Annotated in this window: 20 protein-coding genes; 10 read left to right on the forward strand and 10 right to left on the reverse strand. The window is 44.0% G+C overall.

Annotated features, from left to right (window positions below; translation table 11 throughout):
• Positions 1-88: 88 nt before the first annotated feature.
• The 3 genes from BLS59_RS11020 to BLS59_RS11030 all read left to right on the forward strand — a co-directional run bounded on the left by BLS59_RS11020 (position 89) and on the right by BLS59_RS11030 (position 6,605).
• On the forward strand, positions 89-3,568 hold the full coding sequence (locus BLS59_RS11020; RefSeq protein WP_205411245.1) for a TonB-dependent receptor: 3,480 nt from the start codon (positions 89-91) through the stop codon (positions 3,566-3,568).
• Positions 3,569-3,589: 21 nt separating this feature from the next.
• On the forward strand, positions 3,590-5,374 hold the full coding sequence (locus BLS59_RS11025; protein WP_205411246.1) for a RagB/SusD family nutrient uptake outer membrane protein: 1,785 nt from the start codon (positions 3,590-3,592) through the stop codon (positions 5,372-5,374).
• Between the two features lie 97 nt (positions 5,375-5,471).
• A complete protein-coding gene (locus BLS59_RS11030) occupies positions 5,472-6,605 on the forward strand; it encodes an acyltransferase family protein (protein WP_091149089.1) in 1,134 nt (377 codons plus the stop codon).
• A 178-nt stretch (positions 6,606-6,783) separates the two neighbouring features.
• Here BLS59_RS11030 and BLS59_RS11035 read toward each other — a convergent pair whose 3' ends face one another.
• The 7 genes from BLS59_RS11035 to BLS59_RS11065 all read right to left on the reverse strand — a co-directional run bounded on the left by BLS59_RS11035 (position 6,784) and on the right by BLS59_RS11065 (position 13,055).
• Positions 6,784-7,512, reverse strand: coding sequence for a DUF4197 domain-containing protein (locus tag BLS59_RS11035; RefSeq protein ID WP_091149091.1), 729 nt, complete (start codon positions 7,510-7,512; stop codon positions 6,784-6,786).
• Positions 7,513-7,553: 41 nt separating this feature from the next.
• Positions 7,554-8,564 (reverse strand): inorganic phosphate transporter, encoded by a 1,011-nt coding sequence (locus BLS59_RS11040; RefSeq protein ID WP_091149093.1) that lies wholly within the window; start codon positions 8,562-8,564, stop codon positions 7,554-7,556.
• A 20-nt stretch (positions 8,565-8,584) separates the two neighbouring features.
• Positions 8,585-9,235 carry a DUF47 domain-containing protein gene (locus BLS59_RS11045; protein WP_091149095.1) on the reverse strand — a complete coding sequence of 217 codons (651 nt, stop codon included), beginning with the start codon at positions 9,233-9,235 and terminating at the stop codon, positions 8,585-8,587.
• 47 nt (positions 9,236-9,282) lie between these two features.
• The gene (locus tag BLS59_RS11050) at positions 9,283-10,347 is read right to left on the reverse strand and encodes a sensor histidine kinase (protein WP_091149097.1); all 1,065 of its coding nucleotides are present in this window, start codon (positions 10,345-10,347) and stop codon (positions 9,283-9,285) included.
• Between the two features lie 130 nt (positions 10,348-10,477).
• A complete protein-coding gene (locus BLS59_RS11055) occupies positions 10,478-11,014 on the reverse strand; it encodes a YceI family protein (protein ID WP_091149099.1) in 537 nt (178 codons plus the stop codon).
• Between the two features lie 55 nt (positions 11,015-11,069).
• Positions 11,070-12,380 carry a carbohydrate porin gene (locus tag BLS59_RS11060; protein ID WP_091149102.1) on the reverse strand — a complete coding sequence of 437 codons (1,311 nt, stop codon included), beginning with the start codon at positions 12,378-12,380 and terminating at the stop codon, positions 11,070-11,072.
• A 27-nt stretch (positions 12,381-12,407) separates the two neighbouring features.
• Positions 12,408-13,055: an HD domain-containing protein gene (locus tag BLS59_RS11065; protein ID WP_091149104.1), complete on the reverse strand. Its 648-nt coding sequence runs from the start codon at positions 13,053-13,055 to the stop codon at positions 12,408-12,410.
• On the opposite strand from BLS59_RS11065, the gene BLS59_RS31210 reads away from it, so the two are divergent.
• Positions 13,054-13,212, forward strand: coding sequence for a hypothetical protein (locus BLS59_RS31210; protein WP_162842610.1), 159 nt, complete (start codon positions 13,054-13,056; stop codon positions 13,210-13,212). The genes BLS59_RS11065 and BLS59_RS31210 overlap by 2 nt on opposite strands.
• 67 nt (positions 13,213-13,279) lie before the next feature.
• Here the strand turns inward: BLS59_RS31210 and BLS59_RS11070 are convergent, their stop codons facing one another.
• The 3 genes from BLS59_RS11070 to BLS59_RS11080 all read right to left on the reverse strand — a co-directional run bounded on the left by BLS59_RS11070 (position 13,280) and on the right by BLS59_RS11080 (position 15,636).
• Complete coding sequence (locus BLS59_RS11070) at positions 13,280-13,543, reverse strand: helix-turn-helix domain-containing protein (RefSeq protein ID WP_240315217.1); 264 nt, start codon at positions 13,541-13,543, stop codon at positions 13,280-13,282.
• Between the two features lie 178 nt (positions 13,544-13,721).
• Positions 13,722-15,074: a carboxypeptidase-like regulatory domain-containing protein gene (locus tag BLS59_RS11075; RefSeq protein WP_091149106.1), complete on the reverse strand. Its 1,353-nt coding sequence runs from the start codon at positions 15,072-15,074 to the stop codon at positions 13,722-13,724.
• Entirely contained in the window at positions 15,064-15,636 is a 573-nt protein-coding gene (locus BLS59_RS11080) for an RNA polymerase sigma factor (protein WP_091149108.1), read from the reverse strand. Before BLS59_RS11080 ends, BLS59_RS11075 begins: the two co-directional genes overlap by 11 nt.
• 81 nt (positions 15,637-15,717) lie before the next feature.
• Here BLS59_RS11080 and BLS59_RS11085 point away from each other — a divergent pair, with 81 nt between their 5' ends.
• From BLS59_RS11085 to BLS59_RS11115, 6 genes are all read left to right on the forward strand, one after another.
• Positions 15,718-17,679, forward strand: a complete 1,962-nt coding sequence (locus BLS59_RS11085; protein WP_091149111.1) for a vWA domain-containing protein — start codon at positions 15,718-15,720, stop codon at positions 17,677-17,679.
• Between the two features lie 231 nt (positions 17,680-17,910).
• The gene (locus tag BLS59_RS11090) at positions 17,911-18,738 is read left to right on the forward strand and encodes a DoxX family membrane protein (RefSeq protein ID WP_091149114.1); all 828 of its coding nucleotides are present in this window, start codon (positions 17,911-17,913) and stop codon (positions 18,736-18,738) included.
• Between the two features lie 51 nt (positions 18,739-18,789).
• Complete coding sequence (locus tag BLS59_RS11095; RefSeq protein WP_091149117.1) at positions 18,790-19,359, forward strand: hypothetical protein; 570 nt, start codon at positions 18,790-18,792, stop codon at positions 19,357-19,359.
• A 168-nt stretch (positions 19,360-19,527) separates the two neighbouring features.
• Positions 19,528-20,631 carry a DUF6515 family protein gene (locus tag BLS59_RS11105; RefSeq protein ID WP_162842608.1) on the forward strand — a complete coding sequence of 368 codons (1,104 nt, stop codon included), beginning with the start codon at positions 19,528-19,530 and terminating at the stop codon, positions 20,629-20,631.
• Between the two features lie 135 nt (positions 20,632-20,766).
• Positions 20,767-21,837: an SGNH/GDSL hydrolase family protein gene (locus tag BLS59_RS11110; protein WP_091149580.1), complete on the forward strand. Its 1,071-nt coding sequence runs from the start codon at positions 20,767-20,769 to the stop codon at positions 21,835-21,837.
• Between the two features lie 271 nt (positions 21,838-22,108).
• Positions 22,109-22,897 (forward strand): DUF1835 domain-containing protein, encoded by a 789-nt coding sequence (locus BLS59_RS11115; protein ID WP_091149125.1) that lies wholly within the window; start codon positions 22,109-22,111, stop codon positions 22,895-22,897.
• Positions 22,898-22,901: the final 4 nt, after the last annotated feature.

Below are 22,901 nucleotides of genomic sequence, written 5' to 3' on the forward strand. Positions count from 1 at the left end.
ATTAACTGATTAAACACACAAATTTATGATAAATTTTGACAGAAAATCTGTAATGGCTGTGCATGCATGGCAAAAAACGATTAAAATTATGAAGCTTGTTACTGTTTTACTCTTCACCGGAATAATGCACTTACACGCTGCCGTTTACTCGCAAAACGTTTACAACTTTAACGTAAACAATATATCTGTAAAACAAATGTTTAAGCAGATTGAAAAAAACAGCAAGTACACGGTTTTTTACCGGCTTGATCAGGTTAACCTTGATAAAAAGATAAATGTTGAGCTGCAGGATGCCAGCATTGAAACGGTAATGAAAAACGTGCTCCAAAACCAGCAGCTCACCTTTCAGGTGGTGGATGATATTATTATCATTAAACCTGCCGATGGCAAAAGCATAGCTACTGTTACCGTAACGGGGGTAGTAAATGATGCAGCAGGATTGCCATTGCCCGGCGTAAGCGTAAAACTAAAAGGCACATCGCTGGGCACCGTTACAGATGTAAGTGGCAAATATAGTTTAACCCTGCCTGATGGCAGCGGCACGCTGGTATTTAACTTCATAGGGTTTACCCCGCAGGAGGTAGCCGTTAACAACCAAACCGTTATCAACATAAAACTGGCCGAAGAGTCAAAGGCTTTAAATGAGGTAGTTGTGGTTGGTTATACCACTCAAAAGAAAAAGGACCTTACCGGCGCGGTAGCTGTAGTGAACGTTAAGGATCTTAATAAACAGGCTTCGTCATCGGTAAATACACAGTTGCAAGGGCAGGCATCGGGTGTTACCGTTACAGGTTCGGGCCAGCCGGGCGAGGAGCCGCAGGTACACATCAGGGGGTTTAACACCTTTGCTAATAATACACCACTTTATGTGGTTGATGGTGTACCCACTCAGGACATCAGCACACTTAACCCTAATGATGTTGAAAATCTTCAAGTGTTGAAAGATGCCAGTTCTGCGTCCATTTATGGTTCACGGGCGGCTAACGGGGTTATTATTATTTCTACTAAAAAGGGTAAAGGCAAGGTAAGCATTCAGTACGATTCCTATTATGGTTCGCAGGTACCTAAGGGCGGCAACGTATGGCATTTAATGGATCCGCAGGGAAATGCCGATCTGAAGCACCTGGCATTGGTTAATACAGGTACCGACGATTTTACCGATGCCCAATATAATCCATCTGGCACCGGAACTAAATTTACATTGCCAGATTATATTTTACCGGCAGGCGCTAAAGCCGGATCGCCGGAGGTTGACCCGTCAAAATATTATGTAAACCCGTTTTATACTAATGCAAACGACCTTAATTCGTTTTATCAGATAGTTAAGGCCAACAAAAAAGGGACAGACTGGTACCACGAGCTATTTAAAACAGCGCCCATGACCAGCCACAACCTCACCTTTAGCGGCGGCAGCGATCAGGGCAGTTATTTATTTTCCCTCAACTACTTTAATCAGCGCGGTACGTTGATTGAAACTTATCAAAAACGCTATACTATACGCTCAAACAGTACCTATAATTTAAACAAACACATTCGTGTAGGCGAAAATATGGCCTACTCGGTTACGCAAAACCCTAAAGTGGGCGCGAATGATCCGGATGGTGTAATTACAATGGCCATAAGGGAGCTTCCAATTATCCCCGTGCATGATATCATGGGCAACTACGCGGGCAGTGCGGGTAGTGGCCTGGGCGATGCAAATAACCCGGTTGCTATTCAGGAGCGTACCAAAACAAGTGGCACTACAGATTATCGCCTGTTTGGTAACATATTTGCCGAGGCTGATATTTTGAAAGGACTTACCCTGCGTACCAGCTTTGGCGGCGATCTGGCACAAGGGAACAGTCATGCCTTTAACTATCCTCAATATGAGAACATAGAGAACACGACGCAAAACAGTTATAACGAAGATTCATACAGCAATTATAGCTTTACCTGGACAAACACACTTACCTATCAAAAAACCATTAACAAGCACGACTTAAAATTTGTTGTTGGTACCGAGGCCAGCGAAGATCATAACAGTGGTTTGGGTGCAGGCAGAACTGGATACTTCAGTTTTGATCCAAATTATGTGAGCATTTCAACAGGATCTAATGTCAATCCTGCCAGTTATAGTTTCCGCGGATCAAATTCTCTTTTTTCGGAGTTTGCCCGGTTTGATTATACTTATGATGATAAGTATTTGTTTAACGCAACTGTTCGTCGTGATGGGGCATCGCAGTTTTCAAAAAGCCATCAGTATGGTGTTTTCCCTGCGTTTAGTGCAGGATGGCGCTTGTCGCAGGAAAGCTTCATGAAAGGTATATCATGGATAAATGACCTGAAAATCAGAGGCGGCTGGGGTATCATGGGTAACCAGTTTAACGTAAACTCGGCCAATGCATACACTACTTATAATACAGATATTGGGCAGTCGTACTACCCAATTAACGGCGGCAAGACTATTGTTCCCGGGTTTTATCAATCACAGATAGCAAACCCCAATGCTAAGTGGGAAAAGGACGTAAATACCAATATTGGTTTTGATGCATCACTTTTTAACGAAAAAATATCCATAACTGCCGATTACTACCGCAAGGATATCCGCGACCTGCTGGTTGCCGCAGAAGTACTTGGTACAGTAGGTAACGGAACAGTACCGGCGGTAAACATTGGTCGCATGAAAACAGATGGGCTTGATGTATCGGTAACAGGTAACTTCCCGGTTAAAAAAGACCTGAGTTTTACCTCAACCCTTACGTTTACAACCTACAGCAATAAAATATTAAAGATAACCGATAACGCCACTTACTTTGATAGTGATATAGCCAGGCGTTTTGATACCAAGATTGTACGTAACCAGGTTGGTCATTCCATAGGCGAGTTTTACGGATACAAGATAGTTGGTTTCTGGAACAGCCAGGCAGAAATAGATAAAGCAGATGCTGCAGTACAAAAGGCTACCGGTGACCCATACGCGTTTTACCAGGAAGAGGGCCTGAAACAAGGTCGTTTTAAATATGCTGACGTTAATGGCGATGGCATGATAACCGATGCCGACCGTACTTCAATTGGTAACCCTAATCCTAAAGTTACAGGCGGGCTAAATTTAGGTGTAACCTATAAACAGTTTGATTTTAGCGCGTTGCTATACGGTTCATTCGGCAACCAGATTTTTAATAACGTAAAATACTGGACAGATTTTTACTCATCATTTGAAACAGGTAAAAGCTACACCGCCCTAAATGATTCCTGGACGCCTACCCATCAGAATGCAAAGGTGGCAATTCAGGAATCTGAGGCAACCATAAGTACCAACGAAGTGGCAAATTCATACTTTATTGAAAACGGTACTTATGTGCGTTTGCGTAACCTGCAGTTGGGTTACACCATTAATACCCCGGCGTTTAAAAAGGCTGGGATCCAAAAATTAAGGTTCTATGTATCGGCAACCAATTTGTTCACCATAACCGGCTACAGCGGCGTTGATCCGGAGTTAAGCGGCGGCACTACCAACTTCGGTATTGATGAGGGGTCGTATGCAAGTCCGCATACATTTTTGTTCGGAGTTAATTTTTCATTATAAATATAACAGTTAATAATTATCATGATGAAAGCTAAAAAACTTATTACGCTAACGTTGCTAAGCGCACTCGCTCTTAGCGCGTGTAAAAAAACATATTTAGATAAACCTATCACCGGCGCGCTTGAACCGCAGTTTTTAGAAACCGAAGCCGGTGCCCAGGAATTACTTATTGGAGCCTACGCCGCTTTAGATGGGCAGCAAGGCGGCGATGCCGCAATTGGTGGCGGTGGCTCCTGGGAAGCATCGCCAGATAACTGGATCTATGGTGGTGTTGCCGGTGCCGATGCATCAAAGGGCAGTATTCCTAATGACCAGGGCCCAATAAACGGTATTATGAAATTTACCGTTGATGCAAGCAATAACTTTTTAAATAGCAAATGGAAGGCAGATTATGAAGGCATTTCCCGTGCAAACCATACGCTGGCAACCGTTGCCAAGGTTACACACATTGAGGCAGATAGCAAGACGAACATCATAGCGCAGGCTAAATTTTTACGCGCCCACTACTATTTCGATCTGAAGAAGATGTTTAATATGGTGCCCTATATTGATGAAAACACAACCAATTTTAATCAGCCTAATGATAAGGATATATGGCCGATGATTGAGAGCGATTTTAAATTCGCGTACACAAATTTGCCGCCAACCCAACCGGATGCAGGCAGGGCAAACAAATGGGCAGCAGGCGCATACTTAGCTAAAACATTCCTGTATCAACATAAATACGATTCGGCAAAAGTGGTTTTTGATGCCGTTATACTGCAGGGCAAAACTGCCAATGGTCAAACATACGCCTTGAATGATCGGTTTAATGACAATTTCAGAACGGTGACTAACAACAGTGCCGAATCTGTATTCGCGGTACAGGCTGCTGCCAACTCTGATCCGAATGGCCCGTCAAATGCAAATAATGGCGATATGTTGAACTTCCCCTATGGCGATCTTAGTCCTTTTGGCTGCTGCGGTTTTTATCAGCCATCAATTGACCTGGCAAACCATTTCCGTACAGATGGTAATGGCTTGCCTTATTTGGACGATTACAATAGCCACGCGCTAAAAACTGACATGAAGATCCCTTCGGCCGATGATAGCTATACACCCGACGACGGAAATATAGATCCAAGGCTCGACTGGACAGCCGGTCGCCGGGGTATCCCGTACCTGGATTGGGGTGTGCATCCCGGTGCAGGTTATGTGCGTGATCAGCGATATTCTGGCCCGTACTCGCCCCTGAAAAATGTTTACGGGCAGGCCGAGCAGGATGAAAATGGCGATAATACCTCATGGGCGCCGGGATCGGGCATCAATGTAAATGTGATTCGTTTTGCCGATGTGCTGCTCATGGCTGCCGAAGTTGAAGCGCAGTTAAATAACCTGAGTAAAGCCGAAGAATATGTAAATGACGTACGCACCCGCGCCGCCAAACCCGAAGGTTTTGTACATAAGTATATAGATGACAGCGATCCAACCGGTGGTTTTACAGATGAACCCGCGGCAAACTATAAGGTAGGCAATTATCTGCCGGGTGCTTTTTCAAGCAAGGATTTTGCACTGAAAGCTATTTATTACGAACGTAAAATTGAACTGGCTATGGAAGGCCACCGCTTTTTTGACCTGGTAAGGTGGGGCATTGCGGATATCGAGCTAAATACCTATTTCAATTACCAGGGCGCTATAACCATTGATGTTAAAGGCGGCCGTTTCACAAAGGGCCGTAACGAATATTTCCCTATTCCCCAAAGACAGATTGACCTGAGCGGTACCAGTGGTAAAGCAGTGCTTAAACAAAACCCAGGCTATCATTAATTAAAACCCTAATATCTGCCGGTATAATTATGCTGGCAGATATTTAATAAGCCTATTACACTCCTGAATTTATAGTCGAATTTCTATAAACCAATTTATGAACAAATCAGCAACACGATTTTTATCACTTGATGTATTCAGAGGCATGACCATCTGTTTTATGATCATCGTGAATACACCCGGCAGCGGTGCCGATGCTTTTGGCCCGCTTAACCATGCCGCATGGCACGGCTTTACACCAACCGATCTGGTGTTCCCCTCGTTTTTATTCGCGGTGGGTAATGCCATGAGCTTTTCCATGAAACGTTACCTGGAGCTGGGTACATCGGCGGTACTTACCAAGATATTTAAGCGTACGGCGCTTATTTTTTTAATAGGTTATTTGATGTACTGGTTCCCCTTCTTCAGTTTAGATCATGGGCATATCACGCTATCGCCAATTAGCAATACCCGTATTATGGGGGTATTACAACGCATTGCACTCTGTTACTGTTTTGCATCACTCATGATCCATTTTTTGTCGAAACAGTCGGTCATTATTTTATCGGTACTGTTTTTAATAGGCTACTGGGTTATCCTGCTGGTTTTTGGCGATCCGGCCAATCCGCTGAGCATGACAGGTAACGCGGGTATTTTCCTTGATAAATTTGTATTGGGCGACAGCCACATGTACCACGGCGAAAAAATAGCCTTTGATCCCGAAGGGATACTAAGTACCATACCTGCAATTGTAAACGTGGTTATCGGTTATTACGCCGGCAAATTTATTCAGCAAAAAGGTAAGGGGTACGATGTTATAGCTAAAATGCTGCTTACCGGTTGCCTGCTCATCTTCCTGGCCTTGTGCTGGAACATGGTGTTCCCGATCAACAAAAAATTATGGTCGAGCTCATTTGTGCTGATAACAACCGGGTTAGATTTGGTGATCTTGTCGTTCCTGGTATATGCGCTGGAAATTAACGATTGGAACAAAGGAAACTGGACCCGCTTTTTCACCATATTAGGCAAAAACCCATTGCCGATATATGTACTATCAGAAACATTGGTGATCCTGTTTTGGATGGTAACCGTAAAACCCGGCCTTAACCTGTACGATTGGATCAACAGCAGTTTTTACCAGGTAATAGCCCCCGGCGCAATCGGCTCGTTGCTGTTTGCCATTAGCTATATGTTGGTGTGCTGGTCGGTAGGCTGGTTGCTGGATAAGAAGAAGGTGTATATAAGGGTGTAGTTTGTACGCCATTTCTTGAACAAGATCAATAGCTGTTCGTTATTTGGCTCATCGCCCTAAAAAGAAGTTTTGTTGGTGGTTCCCCTCTTGAGGGAGTAATAACAAAACCTTCAATCGTTATAAAAAGGAAATGCCCCTGTTATCAACAGGGGCATTTCCTTTTTAACACTTAATAAACTTATTTCTTTTGCTTATCGGCAAAGGCAAATACTTTTTGCAGCAAAGGTGTGCTACGTGCGCCTAAATTCTGACGAATATTTAACTCTTCTTTTGCAATCTCTATGAACAAACCGTCAATAGCTTTTTGGGTTACGTAATCGCTGATATCGGGATTGATCTTTGATACAAATGGCACTTTGTTATACGCCTGCGCTGCATCGGTATAATATTTTGTAGCACCTACTTTGTTAAGGCTTACCTCTATAACCGGCTTAAACTTGCCCGATAGTTGTAGAGTTGTTGTTTGTTTAAAATACTGTGTGGCGGCATCTTTATTACCCAATAAAATATTGGTTACGTCTTTCAGCGTCATTTGCTTTATGGCGTTAACAAATATGGGCTTAGCCTGTACAGCGGCATCTTCAGCAGCATGATTAAGCGATGTAATAACATTATCGCAAAGGCTGTTTAAACCAAGTCCGCGTAAGGTTTTCTCAGCTTTCTGAGCTTCAGGCGGAAACAGGATCTTTACTTCGGCATTCTTTAAAAACCCATTTACAGCCGAGAGCTGATCTGAACTTTTACCGGTACCTATTTCAAGGGCCTGCTTAAGTCCGTTACCTATTTCTAAAGTTGATGGGTTACCCAATTGCTGCGTGGTGGCGTTAGCAACCTGGCTAAGCGTATCGCAGCTTGTTAATGTAATAAACAACAGCAACGCTGTTAACGAAAGTATCTTTGATCTCATAGTGTGCAATTTAGCAAAAATGAAGCCAACAATAAGTTAGGTTACCCTATAACGTGTAACAAAGCAAATATACCCGCGGCAATTAAAGCCGAAATTGGAATGGTGATGATCCAGGCCCAAACCAGGTTAAGCGTTACTCCCCACCGTACGGCAGATACACGTTTTGTTAAACCAACACCTATAATTGAACCTGTAATTGTATGCGTGGTTGATACCGGGATACCAAATCTTTCGGTGATGAACAGGGTAACAGCACCGGCAGTTTCTGCACTTACACCTTCAAGCGGGGTAACTTTGGTGATTTTTGACCCCATAGTTTTCACGATCTTCCATCCGCCAGACATGGTACCTGCCGCGATAGCGGTATAACAGGCCAAGGGAATCCAATCTGGCATAGGCGAACCCGGCAGGATAACTTTTGCGGCGATTAGGGTAACATATAAGATACCCATTACCTTTTGCGCATCGTTGCCACCATGTGCAAAGCTTAATGCAGCAGCCGAGATCAATTGCAGGCGTTTAAACCAGCGTTCGGCCGTGGCGGGCCGGGCTCGTTTGCAAATGTTCAATATTAAAATAGTGATGATGTATGCTATGAACAAACCGATGAACGGGGCCAGCACTATGTAAGCAATAATGGTAAGCACGTATTGCATTTCAATAGCATGCAGGGCGTTTGCACCCATATAAAGAGCGTTAGTCATCCCGGCACCTGCAAAGCCACCTATAAGGGTGTGCGATGAGCTGGAAGGGATACCAAACCACCAGGTAATTAAATTCCATGATATGGCGGCAATTAAACCGGCAAGTATTACATGCAGGGTTACATAATGCGCCAGTACAATTTTTGAAACCGTGTTGGCCACTTTATGATCCTTAATAAAAAAGTAAGCGGCAAAGTTAAATACGGCAGCCATCAACACCGCCTGAAACGGGGTTAATACTTTGGTTGACACTATGGTGGCTATAGAGTTGGCCGCATCGTGAAAGCCATTTGTATAATCAAATATTAGCGCAAGTACAACAATAACAACAAGTAGGGAGGTAACCATTTATAGATGATTAGGTATGCTTAAGCGTTTTTAACTAAAATTGATTCCATAACGTTTGCAGCATCTTCGCACATATCGGTAGCGGTTTCAAGTGCGGCAAGTATTTCTTTATATTTTATAAGGCGGATAGCATCTTTCTCGTAAAGGAACAAGTCGGCAACGGCGCGGTCAAATACATAATCGGCCTGGTTTTCAACGCTGTTTATCCTGATGCATGAATCGGCAATGTTACGTACGTTACGCAAGTCCTTCAACTCGCGAACCGCTTTCTCCAGGTCGATGCTTGCCTGTAATATCAGGTCAGACAGTTTGCGGATGTGCTCATTAAAATCATCAATTTTATAAAGGCTCATGCGGTTGGCAGCGCCTTGTATATAATCGGCCACATCATCAATAGCTGTAGCTAAAGCATGTATATCTTCACGATCAAATGGAGTGATAAAGTTTTTACCAAGTTCCAGGTATATCTGATGAGTAAGCTCATCGCCTTTGTTCTCCAATTTATCAATCTGCTTAAACAGCTCCTCGCGGGTACCTGGGTTATTGGAGTTAACAGCTTCAACCAATACAGTAGCCATGGTAACTACATTGCTGGCGGCCTGCTCAAATAAAGGAAAAAATATTTTTTTGTCCTTTGGTACAAAATACTGGAAGATACTGTTTAATGACATAATGCTTTAAATTGCGGTAAAGGTACGGTTGCTATGTTAAATTAATGTTAACTTTTTAACACTGGTATGTGAGGGAAAGGTAAATTTTGTTTCGCCAGTTCTACAGTAAAGCCAAAGGTTGAGCCAAGCCCCTCGGTACTGCGCACATTTATGGTTTGTTGGTGTGCTTCAATAATGTGTTTTACAATGGCCAGCCCCAAGCCCGAACCGCCTATTTGCCTTGAACGGCTGGTATCTGTACGGTAAAAACGCTCAAACAGGCGGGGTAAAAACTTCTCTTCAATCCCTATGCCATCGTCGGTAACTTCAACCAAAACCTGGTCGTGCAGTACAAAAATGCTTACGGAGGTGTTGCCCTCCTCTTTCCCGTATTTAAAGGAATTGTCGATAAGGTTCACCAACACCTGGCGTATCTTTTCGCGATCGGCGTATACAATGATGCCGTCGTCATATTTTTGTTTAAATACCAGCTTGATCTTGTATTGTTTACCCTTGATCTCCAGTGATTCAAACACCTCTTTTATCAGGTCGTTGATCTTGAATTTGGTGTAATTGATAGGAATTTCGCCCGATTCGAGTTTTGAAATCTCATCCAGATCTTTTATCAGATAACTAAGACGATCCACATTTTTAGAGGCTTTATCTAAAAACTGGCGGGCAAGTTCGCGGTCGTCAAAGTCATCATCCTGCAGGGCTTCAATATAGCCTTGTATGGCAAAAAGGGGGGTTTTAAACTCGTGGGATATGTTGGACAAAAAATCGCGGCGAAATTTTTCCTGCTTGCGCAATTCATCTATTTCACTTTTCTTTTGTTTGGCCCACTCCTTTACTTCCTGTTCAACATCATCAATGGGGTTGGCGCTTACGTGTTCGCCCAGGGCATCGCGCAGATCGCGGCCCAGTTTTAAATTATGAATAAGCTTATAGATAAGCTTAATACGCGAGTAAATGTACTTTTCAATGAGGTAATAAAAAACAATGTAGCTTACAACCAGAGTGGCCGTAAACGTTATCATAACATCGTACCACTTGTGCTGAAAATAGAAGTTAACGGCCGATAGCGTTAATGCAACGCCTACGGCAGTAATTAAAACAAGTACCCGCAAATTCATAATCGTAAAGTTACAATTTACCTGCGACTAACTGCCTGTTGCACACGCCAAAACATGTTAAATTAATGTTATCAATTTACACCCCTTAATATTAGCGGATAAAATCAACCCCGAGCGGGAGAGAAAGCTGCTACTTGCTTACCTCGGTATTAATGTTAACAGTGGCTTCGTTTGATAGCACCATGCTTTTACCTCCTATCCCAAAATCCGACCGTAATATTTTAAAGCTACTGTTAAATACTCCGGCATTATCGGTTTCGGTGTAGGTAAAGGGCACTTCAATAACCTTGGTTTTATCCTTAATGGTTACGCTGAAATCGCCTGTATAATTGTTGCCGCTTTTATGTTTAAACGATACCGATTTAAAGGTGATCTTAGGGTATTTGGCCACATCAAAATAATCCTCGTTTTTCAGGTGATCATCGCGCATGGTATTATCAGAGTTAACGGTGGCCGTTTCAACAGATGCTTCGATAGTGCTTGTGGCCAGATCGGTAGGTTTAAATTGTATGCTTGCCTGTAAACCGCTAAAATTGCCGCTGGTGTTAATACCCAGGTTTTTTATTTTAAAGGTAACAGTTGATTTTGTAACGGTTGATTTTACCTGCGCAAAGCTGGTGCCTGCTAAAACGGTAAACATTAGGGCGATATATATTTTCCTGATCATTTGTGTAAGTAACGTAGTTTTTTGAATTTAATGATTTGGGCGATAATTTTTTTTCTTAAAACTCTACATGCGCCCTTATCGACAACACATTCACCGGACCACGATCTTTATTATAAGCCGGGTTCATGATAAACTGATAATCGGGCGTAAGCCAGAATTTCTTTTGATAGGCGTTAATTTTATAATAAAGTTCGGCTATAAGCTCATGGCTGTAATTGAGCTTGCCATCGCCAATAATAAAGCCGTAGCCGCCGGCAGCAAGGTAATCGCTGTGGGGTTTTGATAATCCGTTGGCAATAAAGGCAAGCCCCAGTTCATCGTCGCCCCGTTTCCATGACGAGCCCTTGAGCACACCACCAAAACTTAACGACCGGTCTATCTCTGTAAAATACCAGGTTTCGGTATGACCATCGTTATAGCTTAGCTTGGCAAATACGCCAAAATCCTTACTCAGATACTGGTCTGCACTTATACCGAAACCATACTTATGTTTCCCGTACACCAGGTTTGTATCAACCACCGGGTTAACCGGGTTTGCAGCAAGCGCATCGCGGTAGTTGCCCATTTTGCCGTTGTTCCTGAAACCCAGCACCCGCACCGTTCCCTTGTTACCGTTAAGCAGATAGCGCCGCTCATACTCCAGCGTTTGGGTATTTGCCTTACCTATCTTAGCATCCCAGATAGCACCGTTTGCTTCCGTTGTTGACATGGTGAAGGCAAAACGCAGTGTCCAGTTTGGTTGGCCAAGTTCAAGGTGGGTGCCCATAACATAGCCGCGCGTGTTGGCGGGATAATCCCATGCGCCGTTATCCATCAACGCCCAGTTCATGAACTGCGACCGTGGGTCATGACTAAATTCGTTACCATCGTAAAAATCGGCCATGCCAAATTTACCTACCGTTACAGAAAAATAGCGCTTACTTTTAAGGCCACCTAACTGGTTGGCATCATCGGCAACGGTATCTTTTTCTTTACCCCACTCAAATTTTTGCTTAAAGTAGAGGCGGGCTATATAAATTTTAGGCTCGGCACCGCCAACCCTAAAAGTTTCGCCGTTAGGAAAACCGGCCACTCCCAAAGTTTTGCTAAGGCCCGAACCGCCCGATAGCTCCGGATTAAAATAGGCTTCGGCACCTTTCCATAACCTTGCGCCGCCAAAAAAAGTAGTTGTTAATGAGCTTTGCGTTTCTGATTTGGTGAGCAGGCTGTTATCGCCAGTATAATCGGCAACAAAAGATGGTTTATACTGGGTAATAATTGTTTGCTGGAAATGAAAATTGAAGCGTTGCTGTTTAACTGTATCCTGGGCCCGGGCAAATACAATTACATGAAGCAGGAGGGTAATAATTAGTAAGTGTTTTTTCATAAATATTGCATTGTGGTTAAGCGGTTATTATTCGCCGCATTCCATAAAAAACTGGTCGAGATAAGCCACCATAAAATCATGGCGCTGGGCTGCAAGTTTACGCCCGGTTTCTGTATTCATTTTGTCTTTAAGCAGCAACAGCTTTTCGTAAAAGTGATTAATTGTAGGCGCGGTGGTGTTCTTATATTCTTCCTTGCTCATGTTAAGGTTGGGTTTCACTTCAGGATTGTAAAGTTCCCTCCCCTTAAAACCGCCATAAGTGAATGCCCGGGCAATACCTATAGCGCCTATGGCATCAAGGCGGTCTGCATCCTGTACTATGGCTAATTCTGTTGATTGAAAACTCACCTTATCAAAACTGGCCTTGAATGATATATGCCTGATGATCTGCTGTACGTGCTCAATAATAGCGGCATCGGCTTTTTGCGCCCTTAAAAATTCGCCGGCAGTACGCGGACCGATCTCCTCATCGCCGCCGTGAAATTTGCTATCGGCAATATCATGCAGCAGCGCGGCAAGTTCAACGGTAAGCATATCGGCGTTTTCTGTTTGTGCAATGAGTTTGGCGTTTGTCCAAACGCGGTGAATATGCCACCAATCGTGGCCACCTTCGGCATTTTTTAGCGTTTCACGTACAAACTGTACGGTAGCGTCAATTAAATTATCGCGATTCATGGGTGCAAAGATATGGGAAAAGGCGAAAGGCGAAAGGCGAAAGGCGAAAGGCGAAAGGCGAAAGGCGAAAGGCGAAAGGCGAAAGGCGAAAGGCGAAAGGCGAAAGGCGAAAGGCGAAAGGCGAAAGGCGAAAGGCGAAAGGCCGGGTGCTGCATAAATGCAGCACCCGGCCTTTCGTGACTCTTTATATTTCGCTTTAAGCTTTGGGCTCTCTGCTTTTAGCCTTAAGCGGCTACAACTTTTTCGGTGTTAATGAGGTCATGCACATCAACCTCCAGTATGGCAGCAATCTGGAAAAGCCGCTCTACAGTTATTTTAGTATAACCGAGTTCTATTTTACTGTACGCGTTTTGCGATATATGCAATTTAGCCGCAAGGTATTCCTGCGTATAGTTCAGCTGCTCCCTTGTGTTCCTAATGTTAGCTGCAATTGCTTTTATTTTGAAATTCAGCATCTCTTTCATCCCTTTTGATATTGTTAATATCATAATTAACGAGATAATACGTTCCCCGGATTTCGTTTTTTTGATTTTAGCGATAATATTTTTCAAATATTTATTTTTTAAGTAGCCAGTAGCCAGGTTTTGTTTCCTTAAATGCAACAACCAACAGGAATTACTTAAACAATGGGGTTGTGGTAAACAAAAGTTTTTAATGACGAAAAAACTACTTCTGCTTTTGAAACTTTATTTTAACAGTAACGGTTTCGGGCGTGTGTTTGGTGTTACTTATCCAGTCGGGGCCGGTTTTTAGCAGTTCCATGGCTTTTTGGTCGGCAATGGTGTTAAGGCTTTTCTTAACCTTCATGTCGCTTAGGGAACCATCAGCATTTACGGTAAACGTTACGCTTACGGTACCCGTGGTTCCATCGGGCAGGGTGGCGTTGGTTTGCAGGTATTTTTTGAGATCACTCCACCCCTTTTCCGGATGAGCGGCCACATAAACAGATTCATCGCCTTTGACAATTACAACTTCACTTAGTGAACCTTCATATGGTTTAAGCGCCACTTTTAAACTATCGCCGGCTTTTGCACTTACCTGCGTGTTCTGGTAGCCTATGTATGCAATATCAAGGGTTTCTTTATCGCCGGGAGCGGTGGCCGGTAAAGCAAAATAGCCTTTTGTATCGGTTACAGTGCTCCTGTTTGTTCCTTTAACGCGTATGGCGGCACCAATTAAAGGCATCCCATCGTCCTTTGAAATAATAACACCGGCATACCGGGCCAAATCTATTGCCGAATGCGTTTTAGGATCAGTAGGTTCAATCTTTAGTCCCTCAACCCTACCCTGTAATTTCGAAGTAATTGTGGAATTTTTGAAATTCCCGTATGTTTTTGGCGGTGTAGTGGAGCCAAAGGTGAGCATGGTGGTATCGGCCACTACCTTTTTGTTTTGGGTATAATTATTTACCACAGCCTCGCTTAGCATCGATGTGTTTTTATCGTATTCGGCCTTTGTTTCGGCAATAACAGGCGGTGCACCACCCACGTTACCGGTAGCCGGGGTAGCATTATCTGCGGCCGAAATCTCCTGCTGATATACCGATTTTTCGCCGGGCTTTACTTGCTTTAATGCGGCAGGTTTTTTATTAAACTGAGCAAGCACCGGCGCGGCGGGTATTACGGGCTTCTGCAAGCTGATAGTATCCTTCAATACTTTTTGGGATTTTTTATAAAGGGCTACATCTGCCGTCTGCCGCTCTAAAACTGGTGATGATGATGGCGTTTTTCTCATCCACAAGCCGCCAATGGTTAGCACCAAAAGTACGGATGCCGCTATTGACCATGCCCTCCATGCTATAACACGGCCTTTCCTTTCCTGGGTACGCTGTTGCAGGCGTTCATTGAGTTCCGCAATATTTGGTTGCTGATCTTTGCCTGCGGCCTCGTAACCTTCCAGCGCATCCATCAAAAAAGGATCGTCCAACGCCTCGCGCTCCAGCTTGTGCATAGCTGTAGCATCAAGCTGCCCGTTAAGGTACTTCCTGATTTGCGATATGTTGGCCTTTTTATTGTCCACTGTGTTTATCCAGGCAAATTTTTAAATTCCGTTTGCCGTTTTGTATATAGCTTTTTACCTCGTTTAAACTAAAGCCGGTAACATCGGCAATTTCTTTATAGCACTTCTCCTTTAAATAAAACAGATCGATGCTTTGTTTTTGCCCGCCGGTAAGTTTATCAATACATCGTTCCAGGGCTTTGTATACCTCTTCGCGGTTATTGTCTTCAGGATGCAAAAGCGGGGTAAATTCCATAACATCGTCTAAATTCACCAGCTCCATCTTTTTCGCACTGCGTAACTGCATTAAACAATAATTACGCGCTAATACATACAACCAACTTCTGAAGGTATTGATTTCATGCTGTTTAACTTTTATAACCAATTCTTCAAATATGCCCATAACCGCGTCTTTTGCGGCTTCTTCATCTTTGAGGTATTTTAAACAAACACCGTAAACCAGCGGCATATATTTTTCATATAGCCTGCCTAAAACCGCCACATCGCCGCTTTTACGGTACGTGCCAATCAGTTCTTCGTCGGTTGATGAGCCTTGCTTGTCTGGTTTAATAAAATTGGTCATTAAAAGCCTGCAAAATAAATTTTTTTACCGGCTTATGGAAATTAACACCATGTAACATCCTTATTAAAAATTGATGAGGATATGAAACAGCTATTAGTTATTTTAATGTTCATTGGCCTAACAGGGTTTACGCCAAACAACAGCCGCCACATAAGTGGTACCGTTTATGATGATGCCAACACCGCTTTACCGGGTGTACTTGTAGTGGTTAACGGCAGTAATATTACCACACAAACAGATGCGAAGGGCCATTACGCCATTGATGTGCCCAAGGGTAAAACAATGCTCACCTTCAGTTTCCTGGGGTTTGAGCGGCAAAGTATTACGATAGGTAAAAGCAATGTGGTTGATGTTTACTTTAAATCCGCTACAAGTCAGCTGAGCGAAGTTGCGGTTGTAGGTTATCAGGCTCAAAAAAAGATGTCAATGACGGGCAGTGTCAGCGTTATTAAACCTGCATCGGGGGCTACTAAGCAATATAACTTTAAAAACGCAGACAAAAACAAATCCACCACAACCTTTGGATACGCAGATGCAACTATAGGCAACGCCGCCCCGGTAGCAGAATACAAGCCTGCAATAGCCGATGATGAAAGCTACAAAGGCATTACCGAAAACACATTTAAAACCGCCGTTAATGAGCCGCTATCTACCTTTTCTGTAGATGTTGACGCAGCATCATACAGTAATGTTCGCCGTTTTATTAATGGCGGTCAGTTGCCGCCTGCCGATGCGGTGAGGATTGAGGAAATGATCAATTATTTTAATTACAACCTGGCCGGTCCAACAGATAACGAGCCTGTAGCCATCCATACCGAACTTGCAGCCGCACCCTGGAATACCCAACACCGTTTGCTGCGCATCGGCATAAAGGCCAAAACAATTCCTACTGATAAACTACCAGCCTCAAACCTGGTGTTTTTAATAGATGTATCGGGGTCAATGAATATGCCTAATAAATTGCCGCTGGTAAAATCGTCATTAAAAATGCTGGTTGATAAACTGCGGCCGCAGGATAAGGTAGCCATAGTAGTTTACGCAGGCGCAGCCGGTGTGGTACTACCCGCAACCAAAGGCACCGACAAGGAAACCATCAACAATGCTATTGATAATTTAAGTGCGGGCGGCTCAACAGCTGGTGGCGAAGGTATAAAACTGGCCTATAAAATTGCCAAAGATAACTTCATGAAAAATGGCAACAACCGCGTAATGCTGGCTACCGATGGTGATTTTAACGTAGGTGCATCAAGCGACGATGACATGGAAAAACTAATAACCAGCGAACGTGAAAGCGGCATCTCCCTATCGGTTTTGGGTTTTGGCATGGGTAATTACAAGGATAGCAAAATGGAAACCCTTGCCGATAAAGGTAATGGCAATTACGCCTATATTGATAACATAACCGAAGCCCGTAAAACACTCATCAGCGAATTTGGCGGCACCTTATTTACCATTGCCAAGGATGTAAAGCTGCAAATTGAGTTTAACCCGGCAAAAGTGCAGGCCTATCGTTTGGTAGGCTACGAAAACCGGGTAATGGCCAAAGAGGATTTTAATAATGATAAAAAGGACGCCGGTGATATGGGATCGGGCCATACGGTGACCGCTTTTTATGAGATAGTGCCCGTTGGCGTTAAGGATGATTATTCGGGAAGTGTAGATCCGCTTAAATACCAGAAACCTAAACCGGTTACCTACGCAAGCGCATCTGATGAAATGATGACCATCAAATTCAGGTACAAACAACCAACCTCATCTGTAAGCAAGGTGAGCCAGGTGGCCGTATTTGATAAGCCACTCGACCTGAAAGCTACCTCAACCGATTTCAGATTTGCTGCCGCCGTGGCCGAGTTTGGGATGCTGCTGCGCGATTCGCGGTTTAAACAGCACTCCACTTATGACCAGGCTATAAAAATGGCCCGCGCCGCTAAAGGGGATGACCACGAAGGTTACCGGGCCGAGTTTGTGAAACTTGCCGAAAGCGCAAAATTGCTCAGCAAAAACCCGGTAACAGCAACCGTTAATGAGGCCGGAGATGAGTAAGCAGATAAGCTACATTGCGGCCAAATGCCGGGTATGCAAGATGGAATAAGCGGCTATTGAACACCCGTTATTACTCCCTCTGCATCAACAGGATAGCCAAACAGCGATGGGTTTTTATACCATCGCTGTTTTATTTAAAAAGTATACGGTTAATATGGTAAATGTATTAGGATTAATGCTTTTTGATTTTGTAAATTGCAGTGAAATCCAATAAACCTCGATCCAAATCTTATGGAAACCTACAACAAAGTATGGCGGCTGTTTTTTGCTGTTGCATTAATAGCCATTGCTGTTCAGCAATTTATATGTAGCGGTTTCAGGCCGGTAATTATGCCGCCCCAGCCACAGTGGTTATCCAGCAGTACATTTGCCATGTGCGTATCCAGCATATTGCTGATCCTGCTTTCTTTTGCCATTGTTTTTAACATAAACGCGCATGAGGTGGCGGTTTACCTGGGTACTGTATTTTTAATAATGCTGATACTTTTCCATATCCCCAATCAAATAATAAGCAATTTGCGTTTCCTGGGCGGCTGGAGCGATGCTTTTAAAATGCTGGCTTTAAGCGGCGGTTCATTTATAGTGGCGGCGTCTATTCCCGGCACCCCTGCCGATGCACTGGGCAGGTTCCTGGAAAAACTGGTACCACTTGGACGCTACTTTTTTGCCACTACTATGATCGTTTTTGGCATTGAGCATTTTATGTACACGCAATTTATTGAAACACTGGTACCAACATGGCTCCCTGGCCATATGTTCTGGACATACCTTGCTGGCGTAGCGCTGTTTGCTTCGGGCGTGGCTATAGTCCTCAACATAAGGGTAAGGCTGGCCGCCGGTTTATTGGGGCTGATGATATTTTTATGGATAGTAGTATTACACATTCCCCGTGCCATTGCCGACCCAACCAGCGGCAGCGGTAACGAATGGACCAGCGTTTTTGAGGCACTGGCTTTCAGCGGTGTTGCGTTTATATTATCCGGGCAGGCAGTAGCATCAACCAAAACAGCCCCCCAGACACAGGTAATAAACAACCAGCATTTAACAGAAGAAATTTAGCAAACACGGGCGTTTCATAAAAAATTCATTTCAATCGCCTACCTTTATAAAATGTCATCCCACCATATTATCCGCGAAAAACAGGAACCTGCTTTACTGATTTTGGAGCTTGATAATTTTCCGGAGGAGATGCTTGGGCAGTTGCTGGAGTGGAGCCCCACGGTAATAACCACACCCCACACGGCCGAAGTATTGAACACCTTAGGGATAAAGGTTGACTGGATAATTGCCGACAGTAACAATACCGATCTGCAATCGGATGTTAAGATTATGCCGGCTGGCAATAATACATCTGCCGGTGCAGCTTTAACGTATTTAATTGAACACAACTATCCCGCGGTTAACATTATCACAACCGGTACAGCGCTGGATGAGCTTTTGCCATTTGCAGGTAAAATAAACCTGGTTATTATTAACGCCAGGCAAAAAATATACACTGTAACAACGGGCTTTAGCAAATGGAAACCCGCCGGCGAACAAATTGACTTGTTATCAACAACTAATACCTTACACCACAATGGCTTACAACAAACTGCGACAAACAGCTATCAAACAACACACGATGGCTTTTTTACCTTACAATTTGATGAACCGTTTGTAATAATTGCCGAGCAGCTGTAATTAAACGCCCGGCAATTACGTATATATCATAAAGCATTTACAAAGCCATATTTATTGGTGTGCTTTTTGTATAATAATAATTAAACGGCAATTAAACCGTTTAAACATTTATCAGTCTATATATTGTACATCAGCGAATAAAGGCTGATTGGTTAAAAAATTTTCATCATGAAACGTACATATAAAAATTTATTCTCATTTGCTTTAGCTGGTCTGTTGACCATGTCTTTAGCATTCACCGCTGATGCACAACGCAGAGGTAGCGGTGGTGGTGGCGGCGGCGGTGGTGGCTCAAGACCATCAGGCGGCGGCGGTGGCGGCAGCGTATCAAGACCTTCGGGTGGCGGTGGTGGCTTTTCAAGGCCTTCAGGTGGCAGCGCAGTAGCCCCTTCACGCCCATCATCGGGTGGCGGCGCGGTAATTTCGCGTGGCAACCAAAGCATAGCACCCCAGCATGTTGCCAGCGGCGGCAGGCCGACAGGTTCTTCCATAACCCCTCAGCGTGGCAATTATGGCAGACCAAACGTGACAAGCACTGCTCCACAACGTGGCAGCAGCTACGGTAATACCCGTTATAGTAGTGTAGACAGACGTTCATACAACGGCGGTCGTGGTACTTATTACAGAAACGGCAGCAGCTACGGATACGGACGTCGTGTAAGTACTGGTGGCAGCAGCTATGGCCGTTATGGTGGTCGCGGTGGTTATTTCGGTAATCATTATTACTATCAAAACCGTGGATACTATAACTCTTACTACTTGCCAAGACTTGGCTTTAGCATAGGCTTTTTACCTTACGGATACTATCCATTTTACTTTGGCGATTATCAGTACTACTACAGCGATGGTTTGTATTACACACAACAAAACAACCAGTATACTGTAGTTGAACCACCGGTAGGTGCCGAGATCAAATCGTTACCATCTGATGCACAATCTATCACCATTAATGGCGAGCAGTATTATGAATCAAACGGTGTTTACTACCAGTCTATCACTAAAGATGATGGTACCCAGGCTTACGTAATTGCCGGTAAAGACGGTGAACTGAATACCGACCAGGGTAATGGAAATGGTAACTACGATCAGGGTCCGCAAATTGGCGATATTGCCAATCAGCTACCGCAGGATTGCAGGAAAATAAAGATCAATGGCGAAAAATTATATGTTTCTCCGGATGGTTTTTACTACCAGGAAGTTACCGACAATGATGGCAACGTAAGTTACAAAGTTGTAGGTACCCCATCTGACGAACCAGACGGACAGAACTAAAAACTAATAAAAATTCAAATACCAGCAGGCTGTTTCATTTATGAAGCGGCCTGTTTTGTTTTACAGCCGTATCTATTAAATGTTATAAAAGTATTAATGCCGATGGAGAGCAAATGGCTAAATTTACGCTTACGTATGAAATTTATTACCACGCTTTTTATCCTCTTTACATCGCTGGCTGCCCGGGCGGCAAACCCTGCCGATTCATTAAAGCTTTACGCGGCCGACAATGTTAATATTGAATACGTAGGCCGGGTAGATGTTTCAAACCCTATGCAGCCCCGGATGTGGGCGCCAGGGGTATACATCAGGGCACGGTTTAAGGGCAGCAAATGCGAGTTGCTGATAAACGACCAGGTGATGTATGGCAAAAGCCACAATTACCTTGAAATTGCTGTTGATAACAATAAGCCTTATCGCATACAAACCACCGGCAAAACCAATATTATTACCGTTGCCGAAGGGCTCACCAATGGTACACACACCATACTGATCTGTAAGGACACTGAAACCCACATCGGCTATATTGATTTTCTGGGGATCAGGTGTGCAAAGCTGCTTTCTCCGGCACCGCATCCTAAACATAAAATTGAATACATCGGCGATTCCATTACCAGCGGCGCAGGTATGGACCAATCCACAACACCATGTGATAAAGGTGAATGGTATGATCAGCATAACGCCTACATGACCTACGGGGCCCGCACAGCGCGCAACTTAAATGCCGACTGGCAGCTTACCTCGGTTGCGGGCATTGGCCTTGTACACAGCTGCTGCGATATGGATGTGTTGATGCCGCAGGTGTTTGATAAGGTTTACCTGCGTAAAGATTCCATCACCTGGGATTTTAAACGCTACCAGCCCGATGTGGTTACCATTTGCCTGGGTCAGAACGATGGCGTGCAGGATTCGGCGTTGTACTGCGGTGCCTATGTTAAATTCATTAATACCGTTAGGAAAAAGTATCCCAAAGCCGATATTGTATGCCTTACCAGCCCAATGGCCGATGGCAAATTAAACGCCGCACTAAGGCATTATATTACGGCCATTACAACTTATGCTAATAACAATGGCGATAGCAAAGTGTACAAATATTTCTTCTCCCGGCAATACCACGGCGGCTGCGGCGGGCATCCTACAATAGAAGAACATGAACTTATCGCTAATGAGCTAACGGCTTATCTGAAGCAGTTAAAGCATTGGTAGGATAAACACAAGTGTTTGAAAATTATAAAAAGTTTGTCATTTCGATAGAGCCCGGGCGGGCAAAGCGTGGGCGCGAAAGAGAACTATCTCTTGAGCGATAGCGAAAAATCTTCTCCGGGATGCTAAGTCCCAATAGCATGTCGTATAAGATTTCTCCTCGTACCTCGTTCGAAATGACAAAATTCGGCCGTCAATTTATTTTTACAATAACGTGCAGGCAATTCAACATTAAACGCCTTGTTTTGTTGTAATACTTTAGTCTGTAATTCCTATGAGCGAGATACTGCATATTCTTAACGGCGATGATACCCTGCATGGCTTTAATCAAACCGGCCTGGATGGTGATGTAATGGTTTGGCGCGAAGTATTATCCGAAGGCCCTTTGGATGAGAATATCTCGTCGGGTAGTTTTTGGAAGGCCCGCTCAAAATGGATAGGCGAAACATTTCATGAACCGGCAGAAGACTATCAGCATAAAATGATCGACGAACTGGGCAAGCTAAACCAATCCTACACCGAAATTAATTTGTGGTTTGAGTTTGATTTGCATTGCCAGGTGAACCTGCTGGGCATGATGCGCCTGCTTAGTCAAAAAACAGACATGTCGGCACCGGCGGTATACCTTATTTGCCCCTGCGACTATCCCGGCATGGAAGATTTTCGCGGCATGGGCCAGCTTAACGGCGACCAGCTGGAAGACCTTTACGATGGCCGTGAAAGGCTCAGCGACTGGGAGTTTGAGTTGGCTACCGAAGCATGGAACATATACGTTGCCTGCGATGCCGCCGAACTGGAACAATGGCTTAACGAAAACTCCTTTTGGGGTGTACTCCATTTACTGAAACCCGCCCTGCAGGCACACCTGAAACGCCTGCACCTTAATGCCGATGGCTTAAATCATATCCAGGAAACCTTATTGAACATTTACAACAGCGGCGCCAAAACCCGCCCGGAGATATACGAAAAATTTTGGCTCACCGAAAAGGTATACGGCATGGGCGATAAAGAAATTGATATTTATCTTGATAGCTTAAAAGCTAAAAACCTAATAGCCATATAATCCT

This window comes from Mucilaginibacter pineti, from assembly GCF_900101875.1.
Classification (GTDB): domain Bacteria; phylum Bacteroidota; class Bacteroidia; order Sphingobacteriales; family Sphingobacteriaceae; genus Mucilaginibacter; species Mucilaginibacter pineti.